23 protein-coding genes and 1 pseudogene are annotated in these 25,047 nt (G+C 37.5%); 10 read left to right on the top strand and 14 right to left on the bottom strand.

Annotated elements, in window-relative coordinates:
• The first annotated feature begins 55 nt into the window (after positions 1-55).
• On the top strand, positions 56-379 hold the full coding sequence (locus ASE92_RS16715) for a DUF493 family protein (protein WP_056851265.1): 324 nt from the start codon (positions 56-58) through the stop codon (positions 377-379).
• 175 nt (positions 380-554) lie between these two features.
• Here ASE92_RS16715 and ASE92_RS16710 read toward each other — a convergent pair whose 3' ends face one another.
• The 3 genes from ASE92_RS16710 to ASE92_RS16700 are packed head-to-tail and all read right to left on the bottom strand — an operon-like array spanning position 555 to position 3,643.
• A complete protein-coding gene (locus ASE92_RS16710; RefSeq protein WP_056851264.1) occupies positions 555-2,063 on the bottom strand; it encodes a PH domain-containing protein in 1,509 nt (502 codons plus the stop codon).
• Positions 2,056-2,613, bottom strand: coding sequence for a PH domain-containing protein (locus tag ASE92_RS16705; RefSeq protein ID WP_056851263.1), 558 nt, complete (start codon positions 2,611-2,613; stop codon positions 2,056-2,058). Before ASE92_RS16705 ends, ASE92_RS16710 begins: the two co-directional genes overlap by 8 nt.
• A gap of 55 nt (positions 2,614-2,668) precedes the next feature.
• Positions 2,669-3,643: an SGNH/GDSL hydrolase family protein gene (locus ASE92_RS16700; protein ID WP_056851262.1), complete on the bottom strand. Its 975-nt coding sequence runs from the start codon at positions 3,641-3,643 to the stop codon at positions 2,669-2,671.
• Between the two features lie 252 nt (positions 3,644-3,895).
• Here ASE92_RS16700 and ASE92_RS16695 point away from each other — a divergent pair, with 252 nt between their 5' ends.
• Genes ASE92_RS16695 through ASE92_RS16685 form a run of 3 tightly spaced genes read left to right on the top strand, consistent with a single transcriptional unit; the run spans position 3,896 to position 6,643 of the window.
• Complete coding sequence (locus tag ASE92_RS16695) at positions 3,896-5,266, top strand: dipeptidase (RefSeq protein WP_056851261.1); 1,371 nt, start codon at positions 3,896-3,898, stop codon at positions 5,264-5,266.
• A gap of 34 nt (positions 5,267-5,300) precedes the next feature.
• The gene (locus ASE92_RS21555; RefSeq protein WP_056851260.1) at positions 5,301-5,636 is read left to right on the top strand and encodes a hypothetical protein; all 336 of its coding nucleotides are present in this window, start codon (positions 5,301-5,303) and stop codon (positions 5,634-5,636) included.
• Between the two features lie 26 nt (positions 5,637-5,662).
• Positions 5,663-6,643, top strand: a complete 981-nt coding sequence (locus tag ASE92_RS16685; RefSeq protein WP_056851259.1) for a glycoside hydrolase family 43 protein — start codon at positions 5,663-5,665, stop codon at positions 6,641-6,643.
• A 301-nt stretch (positions 6,644-6,944) separates the two neighbouring features.
• Here ASE92_RS16685 and ASE92_RS16680 read toward each other — a convergent pair whose 3' ends face one another.
• A complete protein-coding gene (locus ASE92_RS16680) occupies positions 6,945-8,177 on the bottom strand; it encodes an MFS transporter (RefSeq protein ID WP_056851258.1) in 1,233 nt (410 codons plus the stop codon).
• 149 nt (positions 8,178-8,326) lie between these two features.
• On the opposite strand from ASE92_RS16680, the gene ASE92_RS16675 reads away from it, so the two are divergent.
• Entirely contained in the window at positions 8,327-9,193 is an 867-nt protein-coding gene (locus ASE92_RS16675; RefSeq protein WP_056851257.1) for a glycoside hydrolase family 25 protein, read from the top strand.
• Between the two features lie 202 nt (positions 9,194-9,395).
• On the opposite strand, the gene ASE92_RS16670 is transcribed toward ASE92_RS16675, so the two are convergent.
• The gene (locus tag ASE92_RS16670; protein WP_056851256.1) at positions 9,396-10,493 is read right to left on the bottom strand and encodes a mandelate racemase/muconate lactonizing enzyme family protein; all 1,098 of its coding nucleotides are present in this window, start codon (positions 10,491-10,493) and stop codon (positions 9,396-9,398) included.
• A 6-nt stretch (positions 10,494-10,499) separates the two neighbouring features.
• Positions 10,500-11,483 (bottom strand): annotated as a pseudogene (locus tag ASE92_RS16665) (YhcG family protein).
• A gap of 102 nt (positions 11,484-11,585) precedes the next feature.
• Between ASE92_RS16665 and ASE92_RS16660 the strand changes: the two are divergent.
• Together ASE92_RS16660 and ASE92_RS16655 are read left to right on the top strand one after the other, a co-directional pair.
• Complete coding sequence (locus tag ASE92_RS16660; RefSeq protein WP_056851255.1) at positions 11,586-13,607, top strand: thioredoxin domain-containing protein; 2,022 nt, start codon at positions 11,586-11,588, stop codon at positions 13,605-13,607.
• 10 nt (positions 13,608-13,617) lie between these two features.
• Positions 13,618-14,124, top strand: a complete 507-nt coding sequence (locus ASE92_RS16655; RefSeq protein WP_056851254.1) for a peptidylprolyl isomerase — start codon at positions 13,618-13,620, stop codon at positions 14,122-14,124.
• Between the two features lie 51 nt (positions 14,125-14,175).
• Here the strand turns inward: ASE92_RS16655 and ASE92_RS16650 are convergent, their stop codons facing one another.
• From ASE92_RS16650 to ASE92_RS16630, 5 genes are all read right to left on the bottom strand, one after another.
• A complete protein-coding gene (locus ASE92_RS16650; protein ID WP_056851450.1) occupies positions 14,176-14,625 on the bottom strand; it encodes a hypothetical protein in 450 nt (149 codons plus the stop codon).
• A gap of 63 nt (positions 14,626-14,688) precedes the next feature.
• On the bottom strand, positions 14,689-15,936 hold the full coding sequence (locus tag ASE92_RS16645) for a hypothetical protein (RefSeq protein WP_056851253.1): 1,248 nt from the start codon (positions 15,934-15,936) through the stop codon (positions 14,689-14,691).
• Positions 15,929-16,513, bottom strand: a complete 585-nt coding sequence (locus ASE92_RS16640) for an RNA polymerase sigma factor (RefSeq protein ID WP_082455101.1) — start codon at positions 16,511-16,513, stop codon at positions 15,929-15,931. Before ASE92_RS16640 ends, ASE92_RS16645 begins: the two co-directional genes overlap by 8 nt.
• Before the next feature lie 116 nt (positions 16,514-16,629).
• Positions 16,630-17,331 (bottom strand): DUF4397 domain-containing protein, encoded by a 702-nt coding sequence (locus ASE92_RS16635; protein ID WP_056851252.1) that lies wholly within the window; start codon positions 17,329-17,331, stop codon positions 16,630-16,632.
• 225 nt (positions 17,332-17,556) lie between these two features.
• Complete coding sequence (locus tag ASE92_RS16630; RefSeq protein ID WP_056851251.1) at positions 17,557-19,179, bottom strand: ABC-F family ATP-binding cassette domain-containing protein; 1,623 nt, start codon at positions 19,177-19,179, stop codon at positions 17,557-17,559.
• 510 nt (positions 19,180-19,689) lie between these two features.
• Here ASE92_RS16630 and ASE92_RS16625 point away from each other — a divergent pair.
• The 3 genes from ASE92_RS16625 to ASE92_RS16615 all read left to right on the top strand — a co-directional run bounded on the left by ASE92_RS16625 (position 19,690) and on the right by ASE92_RS16615 (position 21,505).
• Positions 19,690-20,229 (top strand): hypothetical protein, encoded by a 540-nt coding sequence (locus tag ASE92_RS16625; RefSeq protein ID WP_056851250.1) that lies wholly within the window; start codon positions 19,690-19,692, stop codon positions 20,227-20,229.
• A gap of 167 nt (positions 20,230-20,396) precedes the next feature.
• A complete protein-coding gene (locus ASE92_RS16620; protein WP_056851249.1) occupies positions 20,397-20,969 on the top strand; it encodes a nitroreductase in 573 nt (190 codons plus the stop codon).
• An 83-nt stretch (positions 20,970-21,052) separates the two neighbouring features.
• Complete coding sequence (locus ASE92_RS16615) at positions 21,053-21,505, top strand: hypothetical protein (protein WP_056851248.1); 453 nt, start codon at positions 21,053-21,055, stop codon at positions 21,503-21,505.
• Between the two features lie 219 nt (positions 21,506-21,724).
• Here ASE92_RS16615 and ASE92_RS16610 read toward each other — a convergent pair whose 3' ends face one another.
• From ASE92_RS16610 to ASE92_RS16600, 3 genes are all read right to left on the bottom strand, one after another.
• Positions 21,725-22,894 (bottom strand): DUF3298 and DUF4163 domain-containing protein, encoded by a 1,170-nt coding sequence (locus ASE92_RS16610; RefSeq protein WP_056851247.1) that lies wholly within the window; start codon positions 22,892-22,894, stop codon positions 21,725-21,727.
• Between the two features lie 69 nt (positions 22,895-22,963).
• Complete coding sequence (locus ASE92_RS16605) at positions 22,964-23,851, bottom strand: polysaccharide deacetylase family protein (protein ID WP_082455100.1); 888 nt, start codon at positions 23,849-23,851, stop codon at positions 22,964-22,966.
• Positions 23,852-24,028: 177 nt separating this feature from the next.
• Positions 24,029-24,907, bottom strand: a complete 879-nt coding sequence (locus ASE92_RS16600; RefSeq protein ID WP_056851246.1) for a polysaccharide deacetylase family protein — start codon at positions 24,905-24,907, stop codon at positions 24,029-24,031.
• Positions 24,908-25,047 lie beyond the last annotated feature (140 nt).

Here is a 25,047-nt window from a genome sequence, read left to right as displayed (position 1 = left end):
TTCTGCCAAAATTTCACCTTAGTGATTTGGGAATAAAATTTGATATGTTGTACTTATGGAAGAGAAAAAAATAAACAAGGACATAGAATTCACTAACATCCCAGAGGGAAACAGTACAGATATTTATGCTAACTTAAAAGAGAAGCTGGAAAATGTAGAAAAATTTCCAGGCATCTACAACTTCAAATTTATTTTGACGGGCGGCGTAGAGAAAATCCAAGATCTACGTGCTGTTTTGCCAAATGATGAATTTTTAGAGCAACCTTCTAAAACAGGCAAATATGTTTCAATAACGGTAAAGAAGCAAGTTCAAAATGCTGATGAAGTAATTGCGATTTATAAACAGACAGCAAATATAAAAGGGATTATGACGCTATAATTGCTCCCGCAGATTGTAAATAGTTTTGGTAGGAAATCTGCGAAAATCTGCGTTGTCTGCGGGAAAAATTTGCCATTTATTTTCGTGTCTTGAATCTTTTTAGTTCCGGCAGACTAAAGGTGATTTTCGCAAAAAAGAATAACCTTAGTGATCTGGAGCAACAACCTTGAAACTGTTACATCCAATTTTTATTACCACTCTCCACCTGGTAAAGCCAATAGTTCACTAAAGTTTTGATCTCGCTGTAATTCCCATATTTGAAATGAATTTGTCCAGCTGCAGTATGTAGGCACAAATGTCCCACATCTACGCTTTTGTGCCATGGATATTGTGAAGCCGTAATTGCCTGGATTTTGTGTGGAACGATCACTTCATTTGAAATATCCCAAATTCCACTTTTTTTGATAATAAACTGCTGATTTACGGAGATCCGGTGTCTTCGGTAACTGATGTAAATCATCAGAATTCCGACAATGAAATAGGCTGCTGCGAAGCCCAGAAAGGGTTTCACTTCTGGAACATTCAAAGCAACAAGCATAAAGATCGTCACTGGTAAGATCAGTTTAAAGAAAATAGGCAAATTCAAAAAGCGCCAATCTGGAACGAAAGTTTTCCCTAGAGTTGGAACCTGTCCTAGGATCATCTTCAATAGTTCATCCCTTTCAAAGGTATCACATCCCACAATTTCAAGCGTATTGCCCTGCATTTCTTTACCCTTTTTACTTTCGCCAAAATGCGCCTGTTTTAAACTGATGTTGAGGAGATTAAGTTTCTTTTGAAAGTAGTTTTGGCTATGTTTCGTAATTTGAACTTTGGTAGGGTTAATTAAAGTATTTTTTTTAGCAATCAATCCAGAAGATAATAGCAGGGAGTTTTTATGCTGACTTACCTCCAGTTGGAAATATCTATAAAAAGTTCTGATGAGGTTGATTGACAATAGCACAATCAAAAAAATAACCACAATTACTGCAACAGAAAATAAGGTGGCTAAACCTAAAACAGTGCTTTGCACAGCTCCTTTATCAAGGCCGAAAATGTCCATAATATGCCTTGCTTCCTGAACGGTGTACATAAAGAAAACGAGAATTACGGTTAAACTTTGGCCGTAATTAGAGGTTAGCCCCACCTTAAACAGTGTCCAAGTACTTACCCTCAAAAAAGGAACTTCATCGATTATTGGTAGCTCATCTGTCAATACATTGGCGTGTTCGGTAGCAGCAGTTTTGCCTCTTAATAAATGCTCCTTTAAATTGTAAGCAGAAACTTCGTCAATGGCTTTGATACTTACTTCTTCTCCACTTGTTCCGGCAGTATCTATTTTAAGGCCATAAACGCCAATCATTTTCTGTAAGATATTTTGGTTGATATTAACCTGCTGAATCTTGTCTAACTGAATAATTACCTGATCGCGATTTAAAATTCCCTTGTTAACTACGAATTCCTGCTTTTCCTTATCTAGAAAAAAAGTAAAGTTCAGATACCATAAATAAGAAAAGACTACACAAAGCAAAATAATTACACCAACACCAAGAAGTACATATGCGGTGTAGGCTGCACTCATTTTTACAAACGCATAAATAACCAGGAAAAATGTTGCCTTACCAATTTTAAACGCAGTATGGGCTGCCATTACGATTATTCCGAAAGCAGACTCTCGCTGGGGTTTACTGAAATCGCTATTCATTAACTTTCAGTTTAGTTTCAATCTCAGGTGTCTCAAGCAATTCAAGCTTATTTAATAGCAAATCTCTTATGCTTTTTGCTTCATTAATTGGTATGCCCGCAATGTGGATGTGACCTGTTTGGCCGCCTGCAGTAAATATTTGCAGCGAACCCAAACTAAACATTCTTGAAAAAAAACCTTCATTTAGTTCGATATGCTGAATTCTGTTTAGCGGCACAATCGTAGTTGATTCGGCAATGATGCCACTCTTATAAATTACATCCTTGGTTCTGATGGCATATCCACGTTTCTTAAAACTAACATAGAAAAGCAAAACGGTAACAATGGTAACTACTAAATAAATGCCAACGATGATTAAGGCATGTGGCTGTGTTTTCTCATTGAAAAAAATTAGTAAAGTAGCAGTAATGCCAATAACTAGAAAAGTGATGATTAAATTGATGCAGATGATTTTCCAATAATTGGAGTGGGGTTTTTTCAAAGAAATTTCTTCGTATTTTGGTAACGAATTAATATCAATTTCTTCGTTTGTAAAAGTGTCAGTAGGCATTTTTAAAGATATAAAACTTATTAATCTGTTTTAAGACTAAAGCTGTAATCTTTTGTTACCTCGCTACGATAAACTTTTTTGCGGCATTGTACTGCCCTGAATCGGAAGTGAGTTTGAAAAAATAAATCCCCGGTACAAAAGTAGAGGTATTTATTTCCAGAGTATGCTTACCAGTATTAATATATTCATTCAAAACAGTTTTTACTAACCTGCCCATCATATCATAAACCTGTATGGTAAGTTTATCTGTTTCTGGCAAAACCACATCAAGGTAAGTTTGTGTTCCGGCTGGATTTGGATAGTTCTGTGAAACCACAAACATCAAAAACTTATCAAAAATCGCTTTGTTAATGGCATCGAAAATGACATAGCTGATTAATCTATAACCTCTGGCGTTTGGATGAAAAGCATCCTGATACAAGGTGAAATCTCTTCTCATGGCTGCATTCACATCTGCTAGATATATTTTATATTCAATGGCCAGACGCCTGTAAACAACATTTAAAGCCCTGATGTTTACGTTCGCCTGAGCCAGCGGAGCGCTGTTTCTATCGTCTACATTTTGTAGCGTACAAAGAATTGGAACCAGGTTTTGCTTTAAACTGATACTAATCAAAGAACGCATGTTGGCCTCCGTTTCGGCCACGCTTCCTTTACCGTTAACCATTGCCAACGCATCATTAATGCCCATCGAAATTACAATAAAACCTGTTCGGTCTTTTATCGCATTATCTATTCGTAACAAGCCTTGAAAAGTAGTTTGGCCTCCAATACCATGGTTAGTAATGTCAACAACTTTGTTTTGATAACAATTCAAAAAGTTGTTTCTCAACATAGTTTGAAAGCCCGCTCCATTAACCCCCTCAACCGTACTTGCACCAAACGTTACAATATTAATACTGTCTCTAGCGTAAAATTGAGCTGCTTCAGGGCAACTTACCCGAGGCGGGCTTGTTGTTTGCGTAAAACCAGAAATACTGATGGAAAATAGCAATACTAAAAAAGTACTGAACTTAATGCTAATTTTCATTTTGAAGAATCATTTCTCGGCTTTTTGGATAATTTTAAAAGTGCAATTTACGAAAAAATGGTTTAAAAAATATTTCGTAAGGTTGAATTTTATTTAAAAACAACAATTACTTAACAAACTAAGTGCCTTGTCAAATTTAAATGATATCAACTAATTTTTTCCTCAAAAAACACATTTCATAAAAGTAAAATACAAACGATAAATCAAGGGCTTTTATGGTAAAATCATATATTTGCTCAAATTCATTTTGTTATGCAAGAGATTAAAAATTACGTAGAAACGCACAAACAACGCTTTTTAGACGAGTTGTTCGAACTATTGCGTTTTCCATCAGTGAGTGCCGACCCAAAATATAAGGCTGATGTTTTAAAAACAGCTGACTATGTGGCGCAAAAACTAAAAGATGCCGGTGCAGATCACGTTGAAATATGTCCAACCGCCGGTTATCCAATTGTTTATGGTGAAAAAATAATAGACAGTGCTTTACCAACCGTTTTAATTTATGGTCACTACGATGTGCAACCTGCAGATCCCCTGGAATTATGGCAAACACCGCCGTTTGAGCCGACCGTACGCGATGGAAAAATCTACGCCCGTGGTGCTTGTGATGATAAGGGCCAGTTTTACATGCATGTGAAGGCGTTCGAGTTGATGATGCAAACTAATACTTTGGCCTGTAACGTTAAGTTTATGATAGAGGGCGAGGAGGAAGTTGGTTCGGCAAATCTTGGTATTTTTGTTAAAGACAATGCAGAACGTTTAAAAGCCGATGTGGTTTTAATTTCTGATACTTCGATGATCAGCATGGAGCATCCTTCAATAGAAACGGGTTTACGTGGTTTAGCATATATGGAAGTGGAAGTTGTTGGGCCGAACCGCGATTTACATTCAGGTGTTTACGGTGGCGCAGTGGCTAACCCAGCTACAATATTGTGCAAAATGATTGCCTCGTTACACGATGAAAATAACCATATTACCATTCCTGCATTTTACGATAAAGTGGTAGAATTGAGTGATGAAGAGAAGAAGGCTTTAAATTCTGCTCCTTATGATGAAACTGAATATAAGGAAGATTTAGCTATTGATGAGGTTTGGGGTGAAAAAGGTTACTCTACTTTAGAGCGTACAGGAACCCGCCCGACATTGGAGGTTAATGGAATTTGGAGTGGTTACATTGGTGAAGGCGCTAAAACCGTATTGCCAAGCAAAGCGAATGCGAAAATTTCGATGCGTTTGGTGCCGAATCAAAGTTCTGAGGAAATCTCAGAAATTTTTACCAAACATTTTGAAAGCATTGCCCCTAAAAATGTAAAGGTAAAAGTAACGCCTCATCATGGTGGCGAACCGGTGGTTACCCCAACCGATAGTGTTGCCTATCAGGCTGCAGAAAAAGCGATTGAAGATAGTTTCGGTAAAAAAGCCATTCCAACACGTGGAGGAGGAAGTATTCCAATCGTAGCGTTATTTGAAGATGTTTTGGGTATTAAATCTGTCCTTTTTGGCTTTGGATTAGATAGCGATGCTTTGCATTCACCAAACGAGAAATACGACATTTACAATTACTATAAAGGAATTGAAACTTTGCCTTTGTTCCATAAATATTTTGCAGAGCTAAGTAAATAAGTCGTTTTTTATAATTCTAAGTTAAAATCCCTGTTTGCTTGTTCAGACAGGGATTTTTTTTGAAAATGAGAGGCAGATTTTCATTGGTACTGTAGTCCCGCCATTGCTCATAGTCCTCACTTCGCTGCGCTTCATTCCGGGCTATTTAGCGCTGTCAGGTTTATGGTTAACGGGTTTAGTTTCACATCACCACCATACTGGCCGCCTAAACCCGATTAAAGTGGATGCTCCCGATGTAGCAGCTGCATTTATTTTTGTTTGCATGCTTGCTTGTTGCACAGGTTTCATCGGAGCAGAAACGGGAGCGGGGCTGAAGAAACTGATGGTAACGAGATCTTTGCTTTTCCCAAAATCATATTCAATTTTATAATTCATATTTTTTCATAAATTGTGCACATGAAATACATATTCTCATCTCTTTTACTTTTAGCAGGATTTAGTTCTTTTGCTCAAAGTAGTAAAACGATTAAGCAATCAGGAAACCCCATATTTCAGGGTTGGTATGCAGATCCGGAAGCTGCGATTTTCAATAACAAATATTGGGTTTATCCCACCTATTCTGCAAGGTACAAAGAGCAGGTTTTTCTGGATGCTTTCTCTTCTGATGACTTGGTTACCTGGAAAAAACATTCCCGTGTTTTGGATACTGCTGCGGTGAAGTGGGCGAATAAGGCCATGTGGGCTCCGGCAATTGTTCAAAAAGATAAAAAGTATTACCTGTTCTTCGGAGCAAACGACATTCAAAGCGACAACGAAATAGGTGGAATCGGAGTTGCCGTTGCTGATAAGCCTGAAGGACCCTACAAAGATCATTTAGGGAAGCCTTTGGTTGATAAATTTCATAATGGTGCACAGCCCATTGATCAGTTCGTTTTTAAAGATAAAGATGGTCAGTATTATTTAATTTACGGAGGTTGGAAACACTGTAACATTGCCAAACTGAACAAGGATTTTACCGGTTTTGTACCATTTGAAGATGGAACTACTTTCAAAGAAATTACGCCAGAAAACTATGTTGAAGGTCCTTACATGTTTATCAAAGACGGAAAATATTACTTTATGTGGAGCGAAGGCGGCTGGACTGGTCCAGATTATTCTGTAGCCTATGCCATTGCAGATTCGCCGTTTGGTCCGTTTAAAAGGGTTGATAAAATTTTGAAGCAAGACCCGGAAGTGGCAAGAGGGGCGGGGCACCATTCCTTATTAATTAACGAGAAAAAAGGTACTTATCACATTGTTTATCACCGCAGGCCATTAAGTGAAACGGATGGTAATCATCGGGTTACCTGCATCGATGAAATGAAATTTGATGCCAATGGGAAGATCCTCCCTGTAAAAATCACAAACGAAGGCGTAAAAGCACAAAAGGTGAAGTAGTTTTTACAGATAACAAATGTTGTGTAGGTAGCCTGGAGGTTAATTCTATATGAAGAAAAGTTCAAAGCGGAGCTAATTTAAAACCTCGCTTTGAACTTTTTTTAGTTATGGATTTTGTGTTAAAAGTTACAGGCTATAAGTTGGAAGTACAAGATGGTAGGGTAATGATGGTAAGTTTGATAATTAGCCAATCCAGTTTACAATAGTAAGTTCCTACTTAACTTTGAACCCTGAACTTTCATCCATAAACTTTGAACCTTAAACTCTCAATCTTCAACTTTGAACTTTCAACATTGAACTTTCAACCTTCTACCCTCAACTCCAAACTTTCAGCCTTCACCTTCCCAAGCCTGCCAAATCCCCAGGCGCAGCACAATAACATACAGGCAAGGCTGAACCAAAGCCAGTTGTAGCCCAGGTTTTTAGCAATAAAAAACCCAGCCAAGGGGCCGATTACCTGAGCGCAAGACCAGCTTAAGGTATAACCAGCAGCATATAAGCCTCTGTTATGCTCATTACTTCGGCTAATAACGATTGTGTTGATAAAAGGCAGCGAGAACATTTCCCCGCCGGTAAATATTACGATTACCAAAACTGCCCCCAACAAATGGAAGCCAATTGGTGCGCTAAGCATCAGGTAAGAGACTGAGAAGAAAATTGCTCCGATGATGATAAAGAACATTGGCGGTCGTTTAGCCTCGATTTTATTGATCATAATCATCTCAAACAAAGCGATTACTGCGCCGTTGATTCCTATAATAATCCCAATGGCAAACTCATCAATGTGCCATTGTTCTTTAAAGAAAACCGGAACTACCCTAAACATCAAGAACGCACAGGTAATAAATATGGTGGTTAATAAGATAAATTTCACATAAAATATATCTTTCCAAGGTTTCATAATTACCATATTCAAGGCATTCTCTTTAGCCTTTTTTATGAATCCTTTTACCTGTGGAAGAAAAGATAAAATAAGCAAACCTACGATGATACTTACACCACCTTCAACGATAAAAAGTAGTTTATAATTGAATGAGGCAATTATTCCAGCTAAACTGATGCCAACTGACCAACCAATATTTACTGCCAACCTGTTTAATGAGTAAGACCTCGTAATCGTTCCTGCGGTGGCATAATGTGCAACCGCCGTAAAATTCGCCGGTCGAAAGGCCTCAGAAAAAAAGCTGATCACCACTGCCAATATACACAAACTAGTAAAATGTGTAATGGTGGAAAACAAGATGAATAAAATGCCACCGATAATGGAGGAAAGGATTTGTACTGGGCGGAAACCAATCATATCCGTTAATTTTCCGCCAGTTGCCGAACCCAGGATGGAACCCACGCCGAATAGCGTGATAATTAAACCAGCATCCATTTCGGAGCGGTGCAGGCTTTGCGTAACATATAAACCCATAAATGGAACGGCCATACTTCCGCATCTGTTAAACATCATCACAATGCTTAGAAGCCAGGTTTCTCGGCTTAATCCGCTGAAAGACGTTTTATAGGTGTTGAGTATAAGCTTGAACATGATTTATCTGGTGCGCAAAAGTAATGAACTTTTTATTTAACTATTGGATTTAATTCCAGTTCGACAAAGTCAACATCCTTTCGAAGTATGCAGCAAAACCTTTTTTATTTGTTCTTCATTTTCCTCAACTTAGTACCCTCAAATAAAGTATGCCGCCAGAGAAGAGAAAACCCGTTACGAGAAAACCTGTTACCAGAAAACCTGCGGTGCGTAAAAAGAAATCTAAGCCTTTTCCTACGCAGTGGAAAGTGGTTATTGCCGGTTTATTGCTGATTCTACTTTCCCCATTCTATTACGGCTACATTCTGAATGGCTTTGTGGCCACCTGGCGATGGATAAAAGATTGGGGGCAAGACCCCAACTACCGCACTTATGAAAGTTTCAACATTAAAATCCCGAAAAAATATACCATACACGGAATTGATGTGTCTTATTACCAGGGAAAAATAAACTGGCAAAAAGTGAAAGATATGGAAGATGATGGGGTGAAAGTGAAATTCGCATTTATTAAGGCGACAGAAGGTCTTTTACAAGTGGATCCTTATTTTCAGAGGAATTGGCGTGAAGCTCCGAAAGTGGGGATTATATGTGGTGCTTATCATTTCTTCAGGCCTAAGCGAGATGGAAAAACCCAGGCGAAGTTTTTTCTACAGGTGGTGAATATTGAAAAGGGCGATTTGCCGCCAGTCGTCGATATTGAAAGTTTAGACGGCGTTTCTCCAGTTAAAATGAGAGCCGAGCTGGCCGATTTTCTCAATTATGTTGAAGTTAAAACCAAAGTAAGGCCTATTATTTATTCGGGCTTAAAGTTCTATGAGGATTATCTGGAAGAACATTTCGAGGAATATCCCTTATGGATTGCGCATTACTACCAACCAAAGTTAAGGATGGATAAAAGTCGCTGGAAGTTTTGGCAGCATTCTGATAAAGCAAAAATTAATGGCATTGGTCACGTAGTGGATTTTAACGCTTTTAATGGCGATAGTTTGGCGTTGGTTAGATTATTAGTTCATTAGGCATTGGTTCACTAGTCATTATTCCATCAGTAATGATGCATAACCGTTTTCGTTATTGCGAGAAGGATTTTTCAGCCGACAAAGCAATCTCTTATTAGGTTTAATTGGTTATCAATCATTGATTAATCACCAAATTCGCTAACAAATAATTTAATTTCTAAAGGCGCATGCAGGAAAACCAATGAAAGTATGAACAACTGGACTAAATCGTCCAGCTTTCACATTTCTCCAGGAAAAATTCATCAGCTTCTGCGCCTATTCCAATTTCTTCAGGAACATCAAGAAAATAACCATTGTAGGTTAAACCCCCAACGCATGGATCAGCTAGATGACCTAACAACGCTGTGTCTAAATCAAAAAATTCGACATTAGGACTGGCCAGTGCAAAATGAAGGTTCGCAGTCAGTGCTATTCTGCTTTCCAGCATGCTCCCTATCATACATTTTACGCCAGTTTGCAGCGCTTCTTCATGAATTTTTTGCGCTTCTAAAATTCCACCTGATTTTGAAAATTTGATATTTAAATAGGTTGTCGATTGACTATTAATCAATTTCCGGGCATCGTGATGGTTGTAGCAACTCTCATCAGCCATTAATTTAATCGGGGAATTGACATTTAACTCCGGCAATTTATCATCGAACCAGGTTCTCATGGGTTGTTCACAAAACTCAATGTTGTATTTCTCCAGTGCACCAAGGGCGAATAAAGCATCGTCAAAGCTCCAGCCTTGGTTCGCATCCAAACGTAAAGTAATATCGTTTCCAACAGCTTCTCTAATGCATCTTACTCTTTCAATATCATCGCTCACTTTTTTACCCAGCTTGATTTTAATGATTCTGCAACCCTTTAGTACATAGTTTAGCGCCGTGGCTGCCATTCCATCAGGCGTATCAATACCAACGGTCATATCTGTTTCGATGGTTCTTCTTGTTCCGCCTAAAAACTGGTAGAGTGGCAACTCCGCATGTTTTGCTGCAATATCAAACAATGCCATGTCAAAAGCGCTCTTTATGGTATTGTTATGGTCTGCATAACCCAGCAAGTCGTTCATCCGCTCAGGGATTTCCAGAGGATTTTTTCCTTTCAAAATAGCAGCAAAGTCTTTCGCCATCGCTATACAGGTTTCCTGGGTTTCGCCAACAATCATCGGAAAAGCCGAGCATTCGCCTATTCCATGAATTCCGGCATCAGTGTAAATTCTGATGAGCACATTTTGTGCAAAATGCATGGTGCCCGTGGCAATTACAAAGGGCTCCATCGGGATGCTGAAGCGGTAGATTTCGGTATGGGTGATTTTCATAATTCTCTATTCATTTTCTAATTCAAAGCGTTGTCTATCTTGTTCAATGATCGCAATCAATTCTTCCTCTTTTGGTAAGTACAGTAAATACTTACTTGCAAATAACTTATCATTATCGTTTAGTACAGAGTATTTCACGATAGTCTCGTCTTTTTCTGTACAGAGCAACAGTACTAAGGTTGGATTATCTCCTTCATTCCTTTTTAAATCATCGTACATTCTTACATACATATCAATTTGTCCAATATCTTAATGACTCAATGCTTTAGTTTTAAGATCGATCACTACAAAGCACTTCAAAATGTAATTATAAAATACCAGGTCAATAAAAAAATCTGAAGTATCTGTTATGATGTGTTGTTGACGAGCTACAAAAGCAAAACCTTTTCCAAATTCAAGTAAAAATTTTTGGATATGGGTTATAATAGCTGATTCTAAATTCCTCTCTGTATTTTCCTCCAAAGCATTTAGCCCTAAAAATTCAAAAATGTATGGGTCTTTGATATAGTGCTGTATGTCGGTTTTTGAATCATTTTTTTTGGGTTCGGCTATTGTTCGCTCAAAAGATAAAGAATTGATTTGCCTTTCTAATTCTCTACTGTTCCAATTAGATGCTATGGCTTCGTTAATGTAAAATATCCTTTTGTCTTCTGATTCTAATCTGGAAAGCAATCGATAATGTGTCCAACTCAATTCATGACGCAGTGCGTCACGAATTGGAAATGACAAATAAAACCTTCGAATGTTACGTAGGTTACTTTCATCGAAACCCTTCCCAAATTCTATTGTTAACTGGCTGGAAAGATTTTTCAGGGTAGCCTTTCCATAATCTGCTCTAACATTCCCATTTTGTTCATCCTCAATAATGAGTTTACCAATTTGCCAATAAGATTCTAGTAGGGCCGAATTTGCCAAACGGAAAACCCTCAAGCGAGATTGATTAACAACCTCCCTTATTGCACTCAATAAGTCATTTTCCCTCCGTTCCATGATCAAGTAGATTTCCAACTAAAGTATAAAAACAAAAACTAAATCGAAACAGGCTTGTAGATAATTTATAGATTTACATTTTTTAAATTGATCCAAACCGCCATGTCAAATACACATTCTGAGCCCAATAGTTTAATTAATGCATCCTCACCATATCTTTTGCAACATGCTTACAATCCTGTTCATTGGTACGAGTGGGGAACAGAGGCGTTAGAGAAAGCAAAAGCTGAAAATAAGCTCATTTTAGTTAGTATTGGTTATTCTGCCTGCCATTGGTGCCATGTGATGGAGCGGGAGAGTTTTGAAAATCATGAAGTTGCCGAAGTGATGAACCAGCATTTTGTTTGTATTAAAATCGACCGGGAAGAGCGGCCGGATATTGATCAGATCTATATGTATGCCATCCAACTGATGACCGGTAGCGGTGGATGGCCATTAAACTGTATTTGTTTACCCGATCAGCGCCCAGTTTACGGGGGTACCTATTTCAGAAAAAATGATTGGATCAATATTTTGGAAAATGTTGCCGCATTGTGGGCGAACGAACCTGATAAAGCCATTCAGTATGCTGATAGATTAATATCAGGCATCAAGGATAGCGAGAAAATCATTCCGTCTCCTAAAGAGGAAGAGTATACAGAGGTGCATTTAACGGAAATTATCGAACCCTGGAAAAGACATTTTGATATCGGTTTTGGGGGATATAATCGTGCTCCGAAGTTTCCCCTTCCCAATAACTGGGCTTTTCTTTTACGCTACGGATTTTTAAAAGACGATGAATCAGTGTTTACGGCCGTTTGCCATACACTAGAAGAGATGAGCCGCGGAGGGATTTATGATCAGATTGGAGGTGGTTTTGCCCGTTATTCTGTTGATGATAAATGGCATGTTCCCCATTTTGAAAAAATGCTTTATGATAATGCCCAGCTGATCAGCTTATATATTGAGGCTTACCAATGCACTAAATTCGATTCATTTAAGCAAACCGCTGTCGAATCAATCGATTGGGTATTTAAGGAAATGACCTCGCCCGATGGTTTATTTTATTCAGCTTTAGATGCGGATAGTGAAGGTGTTGAAGGGAAATTTTATGTGTGGGATAAACAAGAGTTTAATTCCATATTAGGTGATGACGCAAAGTTGTTGGCAGACTATTACAATGTTACAACAGACGGGAACTGGGAAGAGGAGCAAACCAATATTCTGCGCAAAACAATTGCGGATGATGACTTGATTGAAAAATATGGAATTGATGCCGCAACGCTGTATGATAAAGTTCAATCTGCAAGAGCAAAACTCATCGAAGTAAGAGATAGGCGAATAAGACCTGGTTTAGACGATAAATGCCTTACTGCCTGGAATGGGATGATGATTAAAGCATTAGCAGATGCAGCAACAGTGTTGAACCATGAATTGTACTATGCTAAAGCTGCGGCTGCAGCGAAATTTGTGCTAACAAATGTAAAAGACAAAAACGGTGGATTGTACCGGAATTTTAAAAATGGCAAAGCATCCATCACCGGATTTCTGGATGATTATGCGTTTTTAATTGAAGCGCTTATTGGTTTATATGAATACGATTTTGATCAGTATTGGTTGATTGAAGCAAAGGCATTAGCCGATTATGTGATTACAAACTTCAGTGATCCAGATTCGCCAATGTTTTTCTATACTTCGGCTGAAAGCGAAAGTCTGATTGCCCGTAAACATGAGATCATGGACAATGTGATTCCTGCTTCAAATTCTACAATGGCTCAGAATTTAAAAAAACTTGGTTTACTTTTCGATGTAGAAGCCTACATTACCAAGGCCGACGAAATGTTGACAGCAATTTTTCCAAAAATAAAAACCTACGGATCGGCCTATTCCAACTGGGCTATTCAATTGCTCAATGAGATACAGGGAATAAATGAAATTGCTATTGTTGGTTTAGAAACTGATGCTATTAAATTGGAGTTAAGCAATCATTATATTCCAAATAAAATTACATTGGGTGGAACAAAAAGTAACTTGCCGCTGTTAAAAGGTAAGCAAAGCAATGAAACAAAAGTTTATATTTGCCGAAATAAAGTATGCCAGTTACCGGTTAAAACTGTTGAGGAAGCATTAGCGTATTTACATTAAAACAATTTAAATGAATATTTCACCGAACACAGTAGTCGCAGTAACTTACGATTTGCACACTACTAACGAAGAAGGACAACAAGTTTTTGTTGAAAAAGCTGATGAGCAAAATCCTTTAGTATTTTTATATGGCGTTGGCATGATGTTGCCTAAATTTGAAGAACATTTAGCAGGCTTAACAACTGGCGATGAATATGGCTTCGAATTAACTGCTGCTGATGGTTATGGAGAAATTGATCCAGGTGCTTTCGCAGATTTGCCTAAAACGATGTTTACAGAAGCAGGTGGCGAAGTTCCGGCTGTTGGAGATGTGATTCCTTTGCAGGATAACAACGGAAACCAGTTTAGAGCTGGTGTTACTGCCGTTCATGATGAAACTGTTGCAGTTGATTTGAACCACCCAATGGCTGGAAAAAATCTTTTATTTGCAGGAACAATTTTAAACGTTCGCGAAGCAACTCAGGATGAATTAGCGCATGGTCATGCTCATGGAGCTGACGGTCATTCTGGTCACTAGTATCAGATGATTTATAAAGAAAAATCCCGATTTATGATCGGGATTTTTTGTTTAAAGCAATTTCGAAGTAGATAAAAGCACTGGTGGATTATCCATCGTATTGGCGTTACTCAATTTTAGCACCCCTTTAACCGTGATGGGTTGATAAGTAAATTTTATAGGTTCGGCCATTTCTACCAAAACCATAATCGGAATTCCATTTTTACCGCAATAAAAACATTGGTTGATAGGAAGGGTAGAGAGCATAAACTTAGTTTGCTTCATCCCATCTTTTATGGGGACAATATAGCCTGAAAGCTCAAAAGGCTTATTTTCAAATTTTTTAATCTTCGCATTGTAAACCGCGTATTTCTCTGTCGGTTTAACGGTTTTGAAACTGATGCCTCCAATTACATCCCAGTTTGGAGAATCCATCTGATCGCTTGGGTCGTGTTGTGCTTTCGCACTAAAACCAATAAAAAGTAAGAATATAAATCCTAGCTGTTGCAGCTTTGCGCTCATCTTAATCATCTACAAATATAATAAAGATGTATAATGGCAATTGTAAATCATTTATAACAATCTTTAAAAATCGATTTTCAACCTCAAACCACCGTTTGTAAGATTGAGGTTGTCATTTGAAAAGGTTTTCATCGGAAGCCTTAAAAACGGTTCGATGGCGAAATCGGTTTTCTTCGAAATTTTTTGTTTGTAGCCTAATGAAAAATTATAAAAGCCAATATATTTATCAGCAACCCGCAGCGATTGGGCTTGAGTTTCTGAAACACGTTCGGTAACGATGAGCATTTTCTGCTCTGCAACGCCTGCAGTATTAGCAACGGTGATATTTCTGCCAGTGCTAACTAAGTAATTATTATCTTGCTTGTTGTTCAGAATGGCCAAGGCCGAAACCCCAACCCCAGTATAAAACTTCTTACTAATATTATATTTTAATTCTAGTGGAATATTAATACCCCTAACACTGGCATTAACGGATTCTAAACTTCTCGAATTGCTTGAATAAGAGTTTATCGGACTCGAATTCGGCACAGAACTCGCTACAGCATCACTTGCGGCTCCAATTTGGGTTGATGGATTGCTGGTAGAACTCAATGATGAATAGGCAATTCCCGAACTTATAGAAAGGTTATCGGCTACGTTATATGAAAGTGAAAAACCATAATTCATGTTTACTTTGTTATCATTTCCCATTGCAGGCGCCACGTAAATTCCAGGTTCCCATTTAGAATTAATTGGCGCTTTTGTTGTGCCTTTCAATTCATTTGCTCTGCTATCTCGTGCTAAAAGATCCTCAAAAGTTGGCTTTTTAAATGTTTTTTCTTGTTTGGTTTCTCCTTTAATTTCAAATTTTTTGTTGCTGGATGAGCTCAGTGAAATGGGAGGTAATGTATTGGCTAGCGTATTATGAATGCTTTTTATAATAGGATTGGTGTTGTGGCGATTCACCGTTAAAGTGGTTGCTTGTATCGCTCTATTTTCAGGTTGATTATTTTTTGCTATTGGTAAATTTAAAGCGGTTTTAGGCGCTACATTGGAGTTTGGTACTTCAGGTATCCGTTTATCCTCAACTTCTTTTTGATCAATTTTTTTTGATTTAATAGCCGCTAAATCACTCTTGTGATTTTGACTATTAAATATTAAGAACGTACCTCCAACAACCAAAAGCAAAGCAGCAGCAACCCACATCGGCCACAAAACGAAACGGCTTCGCTTATCTTTCTTTTCAGAAAAACGCTCCCATGCACCTGGAACGTATTGTTCCTCGTGCTGTTGAAGTTGCGTGGCGATATGCTCAATTAATTCTTTATCCATTTTTCTTATATGATCCAACCATTGTATTTTGATAAAGTGTGCGAAGTTTATTTTTAGATCTCGTGAGATAAACCCGACTGGAACTTTCTGGGATATTTAGCATTTTCGAAATTTCTTCATGTGCAAAGCCTTCAATCTCATACAGGTTAAAAACCAACCTTTGTGTATCAGGTAAGTGATTGAGCAAATTCAAGATGTCATTTACATGCAGTTCTGATGCAATAGAAACCTGCGTTACAGGATGTTCGTCTTCACCCAAATCATCAACATAAAATTGCGCCTTTGTACTTCTGATTTTATCTATCGCAGTTCGGGATGCGATTTGTGCAATCCAACCTTTAAAGGAGCGTTGTAATTCTTCAGGATTTTTTGGAGATTTAAAATTAGCAACGTGTTTAAATATTTTAATAAAGCTATCGTTCACAAGTTCTTCACTATCCGAAACATTCTTAGTGTATCTTAAAATAATACCCATTAAGTAGCCATAGAAAGATTTGTACATCATTTCTTTACAGCTATTGTCGTTTTTTACGCAGCCTTTTAAAATTTCCTCAAAACTGAGTATCTTTTTTATCACTCCTGGGAAGGACTATTTTTACTTTGATTAGTATGCTGGTTTTTAACTTTTCCGGTTGCAAAATTAACGAAATAACACCATTCCAATTTAGAACGATGTTATTTCATTGGTAGATTTTACTTGTTAGTCATTACAGCCAAACCAAATTTAGTACTGTCGGTAGTGCTGCTAAGTCCTTTTGCCCAAATGGTATAAATTTTTCCTTTTTCGATTTTTACAGCTGGTAAGCTTGCTTTAACCGTTGCCGAGCCGGCTTCTTTTACCTGGAAAGTGTAGCTATCTGAAGGATTAACGGAACTGAAGGTAGAATATTCTTTAAATGCTTTTGCTGTAAACAATGCAGTAGCATTACCTTCAACAGCTAAATCTAACTTACCAGAACCTGGACTTAAGTTAATAAAGCGCACTTTGGCCTTGTCAGTTTCAGGAGCTTTCAAATCATCTTCAACCAATAAAATTTTGGTCGATTTCAATGTATCGACTACAAAAGCCGAATAGAAAGACCCGCCTTTTAAAGTTGCTGTGCCACTTGTCAAATATTTCAATGAGTCTTTCTTTGCTACACCGATAATCCTGGTGCCTGGGTAAGCTGCATAGTAACCCCGATCATTAGTGTAGGTAAAATTGCCGATCTTAGAGTTGTCTAAAACAAAATCAAGCGATCCGGTGCCTGGCGATGCATGAACATATCCAATACCAGCGGCTTCAATTGGGGTATCATCCCAATCTTTTTTACAGGCAGAAAATATAGTAGTTATAACGAGAAGAGAGAGTACAATTTTTGTAGTTAAGCTAAAGTTTTTCAAATGAGTTTTCATGTTTTAAATCAATTTCTAAATAAAATTGGTTAATGGCCATTAACACTTTTTATCATAAAACGATTAACGGGATGAAAACGCTACAATGGTTATTAATTTTTATTTCTTCTTATTGACCTGACGTAGCTTCTTATAGTACATTTTAACGGCGTTGGGTTTCGTAAAAGAAAAAGCGTTTTGAGTTAATATCAAAACGCTTTTCAAAATATATTTTAGCAATAACTATTACGAATACATTTCCTCACGCAGTTTTGCAACATCAGAGCTGTTAATATACTCATCGTAAGTCATCAACTTATCAATAGTACCTTTTGGCGTAATCTCAATAATTCTGTTTGCCACCGTTTCCGTTAACTGGTGATCTCGTGAAGTAAACAAAATGGTTCCTTTGAAATCTTTCATACCATTGTTCAACGCTTCGATTGATTCTAAATCCAAGTGGTTGGTTGGCTCATCAAACATCAAAAGATTGGCTTGTTGCAACATCATTCTCGAGAACATACAACGCATTTTTTCTCCTCCCGAAAGTACTTTTACGTTTTTCAACACCTCTTCGCCAGAAAATAACATCCGACCTAAAAAGCTGCGTACAAACTGCTCATCAGCATCTGTTCCAGAGTACTCACGTAACCAATCGACAAGGTTTTCATCTTTTCCATCGAAATATTCAGAGTTATCATTCGGAATATCAGCTGTGCTGATGGTAACACCCCATTTAAATTCGCCTTTATCTGCTGGTGTTCTACCTGTTAAAACATCGTAAAATGCTGCGGTAGCTAAACTGTTTTGAGATAACACGGCTATTTTGTCGCCTTTATTTACCATGAAGGTTACTTTATCGAACAATACACCATCATTTCCTAATTTGCATAAAGCATCAACCTGTAAAATTTGGTCACCCGCTTCGCGGCCGGTATTGTTGAAGATAATAGCTGGATATTTACGACTTGACGCCTTAATCTCAGTAATATCTATTTTATCTAAAGCTTTCTTACGCGAGGTAGCCTGCTTCGATTTTGATGCATTGGCACTAAACCTGCGGATAAATTCCTGCAGCTCCTTTACCTTATCCTCCATCTTCTTGTTCTGGTCGCTACGTTGTTTCAACGCCAACTGACTCGATTCGTACCAGAAGGTATAGTTACCCGTATAGATGCTCATTTTCGCGAAATCGATATCCACAATGTGCGTACAAACGGCATCTAAAAAGTGCCTGTCGTGACTTACTACCAGTACAATATTCTGGTAATCTGCCAAGAAGTTTTCCAACCAGGCAATCGTTTCGATGTCCAAATCGTTAGTCGGCTCATCGAGTAATAAAATATCTGGGTTGCCAAATAATGCCTGAGCCAACAAAACCCGTACTTTTTGGGTATTATCAAGCTCTTTCAACAATTTATAGTGGTTGTCTTCCGTAATACCAAGGTTGCTCAACATAGTTGCTGCGTTGCTTTCCATGTTCCAACCATCCATTTCAGCAAAGATATTTTCCAACTCTCCGGCACGTTCGCCATCCTTTTCGGTAAAATCTTCTTTCATGTAAATGGCGTCTTTTTCTTTCATGATGGCATACAGTTCTTTATGGCCGATCATCACCGTTTCCAATACCGAAACCTCATCAAATTCGTAGTGATTTTGTTTTAAAACCGCCATTCTTTCGCCTGGAGTAAAGGCAACGCTACCCGAAGTCTGGTTTACTTCACCCGATAAAATTTTCAGGAAAGTAGATTTGCCTGCGCCGTTAGCTCCAATTACACCGTAGCAGTTGCCCTGGGTAAACTTTAAGTTAACATCTTCAAATAGTGTGCGTTTGCCGTATCGTAATGATAAATTAGAAACTGAAATCATAATAAATAGAAATAAGCCGCAAAGATAGGGTTTATAGTCCGAAGAGAAAAGGCAATAGTGAGGTAGTATTTGCTTTTATTTGAAAATCAGTGTTCGGTATTTCATCGCAATTGCAGTCCCGCTTTCCCTCCAATCTTTTTGTTTTGGTAGGGATGAGCATGTTAAAATCTACAACAAAAAGTATTTCCGTTCAATCTGGTTTATTAAACTAAGTAAGGGGCTTTTGGCAAGGTTTACAGCTACACTCCATTTTTTGGCAAAAACTAAATTTCAAAATTATTAAGTCCGTTGTTTGAAATCTACGGCAATTAAATGCAATACAGTATTGGTTAGTTTTTAACCAATAACAATGAAAAAGGTAATATGCCTACGTATTTTTTTGCAAATCAGCGCATTGAGTTCACTAATTTGTTTCTTTGAAATCATAAGCGATGATGTTAGATTTTTCTTGTCCATTGCCTTCGGCTTCAGCTGTCGGAACTAAAAAAAATTAGCTAATTTTATGGTACGATGCAAAATTTATTAGCTGTCATAAACCGTCCTATTGGGAAAGTAGAAGTTGAGGCATTGGCCTCGATGGAAAATTTTTCTTCCAAAGATTTAATCGATTTAAGTTTTCATCATCATGAACAAATCTCTTTTAGGGCAGCTTGGATTTTAGAGCGTGTTTACTCCAATCATCAGGAACGCTTTTTGCCATTCGCATATTATTTTCTGCAAAAACTTCATTCACAGCAAAATTTATCTACACTTCGGCATTATGTAAAAATTTTGGCTTTTATGACGCATAAGAAAGCCACCACGGAAGTGCAGGAATTAATAGGGAATTATGATACTGATCGCATTGTTGAGGTGGTTTTTGCCTGGCTGATTGACGGAAAGATACCTGTCGCGGTAAAATCGCACTGCTTAAATATTCTCGCCAATTTAATTCCCAAACATCCATGGATTAGAAACGAATTAATTGAAACAATGGAATTTTTAGTGGATCAGGAGAGTATCGCTTTTTTTGCAAAAGTAAAACAGATTAGGAAACAACTGAAAAAGTAGAAAGTGAAAAGTGGAAAGTTCAGCATAGAAAGTGGAAGGTGGAAAGTAAAAAGTGAAAAGTTGAAAGTGAAAGTTTCGAGACAGCGGAAAGTAAAAAATTTTAGGTTTTAACATATTTGATATAGGCTTTCAGTTGTAATCTTTTTGCTTTTAACTATTTTTACCAAATGACCAATTACGAAATTGTATCTCAAATTATAAAAGAACGTCGCAGTATTTTTCCAGCGAGTTATATTAAAAAAGAAATCTCGGTTGAGGTGATCAATCAGATTCTAGAAAGCGCCAATTATGCGCCCACACATAAATTAACCCAACCTTGGCGCTTTACCGTAATTAGAAAAGCAGGTCTAAAAAAATTAGGGGAGGAGCTTGGAAGACTTTATCAGTCGCATATTTCTCCGCAACAATTTCTTCAAAAAAAATATGATAGTTTTGCCGAAAAAACCGGCCACGCAGATTGTATCATTGCAATTCAAATGGCAGTAAGTGGTAAAGTACCCGAATGGGAAGAGTTAGCTGCTGTTTCTTGTGCTGTTCAAAATATGGCCCTAACCGCCGAAAGTTTAAAAGTTGGTGCTTATTGGAGCTCACCACCACTAATCGATCATTTAGGAGAATTTCTAAGTTTAGACGAAAATGAAAAATGTATCGGACTTTTCTATATGGGGTATCATAACGAAAAACCATGGATGCCAAACCGCAGTTCAATGGAAGAAAAAGTAAAGTGGATTGAAGAATAAGTCTGGAGTTATTAGGCGTAAGTCTCAAGTCTCTTTGCTAATTTCCATCACTTCAATATTCATTTAATATTTTTCTCTAAAACATGTCCACATTAAAATCTCAACTGTATCAGCTGTGCTTAACTTTTATTCAAAATAGAATAGAAAATATTGAGTATTCCATGCTGCAAGCCAGGCAGGCATCAAACGACGATACCAAAAGTAGTGCAGGCGATAAATACGAAACTACACGTGAAATGATGCAGCAGGAAATGGATAGAAACAGCAAATTGCTTTATGAGGCAGGTCAGCAGAAAATCGCTTTACAGCAAATTGAAAATGTTGATACAGCCAAAGAAGTAAAAAATGGTAGTTTGGTCCTAACTTCCGAGGGCAATTTTTATATCAGTATTAGTGCTGGCGAATTAAACCTTGAAACCCAAAAATTTATCGCTGTTTCTCAAGCGGCACCCATCGGTAGAGCGTTCATTTGGCGTAAAGTGGGCGATGAAATCAGCTTTAATGGAAATAAATACTTGATCAAAGAAATTCTCTAGGTTTTTTATCTCTGGAGATTTACAAATTTGTTATTGGTTTGTGGATTTTTAAATCCACAGTGCTGGGGTTTGGATTGGCAATCCAGACCAGCGATGTTCATATTGTAACCACAGTTAGTCGAGATTTGCAATTTCATCTTAAAATTGATTTAAAATTACAGTTCTGGGTTTTGGATTGCAAATCCAGACCAGCGAGCCATCAAAACTTTTTCAGCACCATTAACTTATTCCGAGTCTTTTTGCGAAATCAGGAATTAAATAGGTTTTTAACTCGCTGAAAGGAATAAATACTACAATCTGACCTTGAGCGTAACTGGCAACCTCGTAAGGATTATACATAAACGCCAGCCCATTTTTATTGAAGTAAAAGTTATTGTTCGGCTTTAAGAAATTATCGAATAAAACCGTACTGATTTGATCTTGAGGCTTAATATTGTATTGCTTGCGAAGGTTTTTTTCCAGCAAACCGTGCAGTGAGTTTGAATCAATTTTAACAATATCACTTAATGACATCTGTTTTTTATTCACTACATCAAGGCAAAACATGGTACTTCCGTAGTTCCCATGCGCACCGCCTGTGTATGCATCGGTTAAGAAATCGATAACCACAAAACCATTTTGATTATAGGAGATAGATTGCTGGCTATTGCTTGAGTAGTTCATCCAAAGCTCATATCCACGATCGGGACCAGATTTTTTTTCCGCTCCAATTTCTTTTTTGTAATCATCCAAGTAGGTACTTGCAATTTTTTTGAAACCTGTTGCTCTATCCGCAGTTCCTTTATTGATTCCCGAAATTAGCTTAAGCTGATCATCTAGCCATTTTCCAGCATTATCATTGTTAACTGCCTTTAAATATTCGAAGCCGATAGTGGCATGGGGCGACTTTTCATCGCCTGCAAAAGCTTTAATAGAATCGGCATAAGATCCAGTGGTAAACTGGTAACTTCCCTCTGGGTACTTTTCTGCAAGTAAAACAGGGAAAGTTTTACTTCCACTACCATCAGACCAAGTGCCTTTGAAGCCATTACCAGTCCATTTTAATCCTAAATGGTTTTGTTTTGCATCTTTATCAAAATAATAATCGTAAAAGCTATTCTCAAAAAGTACTACACTATCTTTACCTATCAGGGTATCGATAGACAGGTTTAACCAAGAGCCCTCGTAAAAATAATTGCCTTCAATCTCGTCATTTAACCTTTGCAGGTTCATCACAACAGGCTTTCCTGCAATTGTTCCCTCAAGCCTTTTGTAAAATTTTTTTTCAAGTTCAGTTTTTACAGTAGCCTCTTTGCCAGAATCATCTGTTGCAGCATTATCGTTTTTGGAACTATTGCAAGCAAAAAGTAGTGAAACACTTAGGAGTAACAAAAGGAAATAATTTTTCATCTGTATCAATAAATTTTTTTGAGGGGATAAAAACGATTGTATATTAATCTACATCAGTTACAGATAGAACTAGCTTTTTGTTTTATTAAAGCTTTTATTAATGCTATAATACAGATTTTTAGCAGAATACCTACCGGGATCTATGATGCGGCGGATGGTGTAAAGTGGATAATTCTCATCCCTCGCTGTAGATAAAATAAAGGCCGCTTTAAATCCATGCTCTTTTAATTTATGCAAGTTTGCCGCTTTGAAAACACCATAAGGATAAGCGAAATATTCGACCTTTTTTCCGGTTATCTCCTCAAGTTTTTTCGTGGGTTCGTCTATCTGGGTTCTCCAATCCTCTTCGGTAAACTGTGCAAAGTTTTTATGGTCGTAGGTATGACTGGCAATGGTATTTCCCTCATCAGCCAATTGCTTAATGTTTTCTTTGGTCATATAACTGATGCGGCCTTTTCTCCCAATGGAAACCGTCATGATGAAATAAACCCCTTTAAAACCATATTTTTTAAGGGTAGAATTTCCAACTGTAAACTGATCCATATCTGTATCATCAAAAGTGATCATGATTGGCTTTTCAGGCAGTTTAGTTCCATAAACCAAATAATTGTAAAGTTGATCGGGAAGCACTGTGTGGTAACCGCTATCGGCGAGCATTTTAATGTGTTGTTTAAATTTATCAGGAGAAATGATATCATCACCAGCTCGTTTGCTATCGCTGGCTAAGGCATTTCTAATTTGGTGATAACATAATACCGGCACTTCTTTTCGGACCAGGATCGTTTTTGCATCAGCAGGTTTTACTTCGGCCTTTGTGGTGTCGTTTACAGCTGCAAATGCATTATTTTTTTGTTCAGATTTTTCTTCAGCGCTATTGCTGTTGCAAGAAGCTAATGCTAATCCAATAGATGTGATCAGCAGAAGGCGTTGAGCAGTTTGTTTGAGATTCGAGATCAATTTTTGATGTATTTATTTGATCAAAGATACTGCGTTTTCAGATAAAATAAATTCTTTTTCAAAGGCATCCCATTCTTTATTACTAATGCCAGATTTTAAAGCAAGGACCTTTAAATCAAATTCAATTGAACTTCATTTATAAAACAAAACCCCGACTTTCGCCGAGGTTTATGATCATCAAAAACTATTTTTAATGCTGTTGCTTAATGTTTTAGGACTCCAATAGCCGCTTGCAATAATTCTACGGATGGTAAATAATGGATCCTTTTCATCGCGTTTGGTAGATAGTTGGTAAGCCATTCTAAAACCACGTTTTTTTAATTCAGGAATTCCTTCGGCATTCCATAATCCAAATGGATAAGCAAATTCAGTCATCTTTTTACCCGTAATTTCTTCCAGGCGTTTTGTAGGTTTATCTAACTGCTCCTCCCAATCTTTACCGGCGTATTTTTTAAAATTTTTGTGGTCGTAAGTATGAGAACCAATCACGTTTCCTTCATCAGAAAGTTGCTTAATCTGGTCGCTGCTCATGTAATCAACAAATTTTCCTTTTTTGCCAATGGAAACAGTCATGATGAAATAGACAGCTTTATAGCCTAGTTTCTTTAAAGTTGGGTTTACGATGGTAAACTGATCTAAATCCGTATCATCAAAAGTTAACATGATAGGCTTACTCGGTAGCGCAGCACCCGTATTTAAGTAAGCATAAAGCTGATCGGGCAAAATGGTGTGATAGCCACTGTCGGCCAACATTTTCATTTGATCTTTGAAGTTTTGGATCTCTACAATATAATCTTTACCTACTTTGCCATCAGTTGGTTTCCAGTTTCTTACCTGGTGATAACACAAAATAGGAACTTGTTTTCTGGCTAGAACCGTTTTCGCATCCGCCACTTTTATCTTCGATACATCAACAGCAGTTTCTGTATTTTCTACCGATGTGGATGCTTGTGCTGTAGAATCCTTGCCATCAGCATCGCTGGTTTGAGATTTAGATTGACAGCTAGTAAATAATATTATTCCAGCTGATATAATCGTTAATAATTTGTATTTCATATTTATGGATATGTCTACAAAACTATAAATTCTGCTAAGTTATTATACAGGTAAACAACTGTTGTTGATAAATATTTTCTCAATTAGGAAATAAAGCTAGCTAACTGTTTTATTACAATTTGCGGGGATATAATCAGCTT

It is taken from the genome of Pedobacter sp. Leaf41 (assembly GCF_001422545.1).
Lineage (GTDB): Bacteria > Bacteroidota > Bacteroidia > Sphingobacteriales > Sphingobacteriaceae > Pedobacter.
The sequence above is the reverse complement of the archived record's forward strand: the minus strand, read 5'-3'. Positions and strand labels throughout refer to the sequence as shown.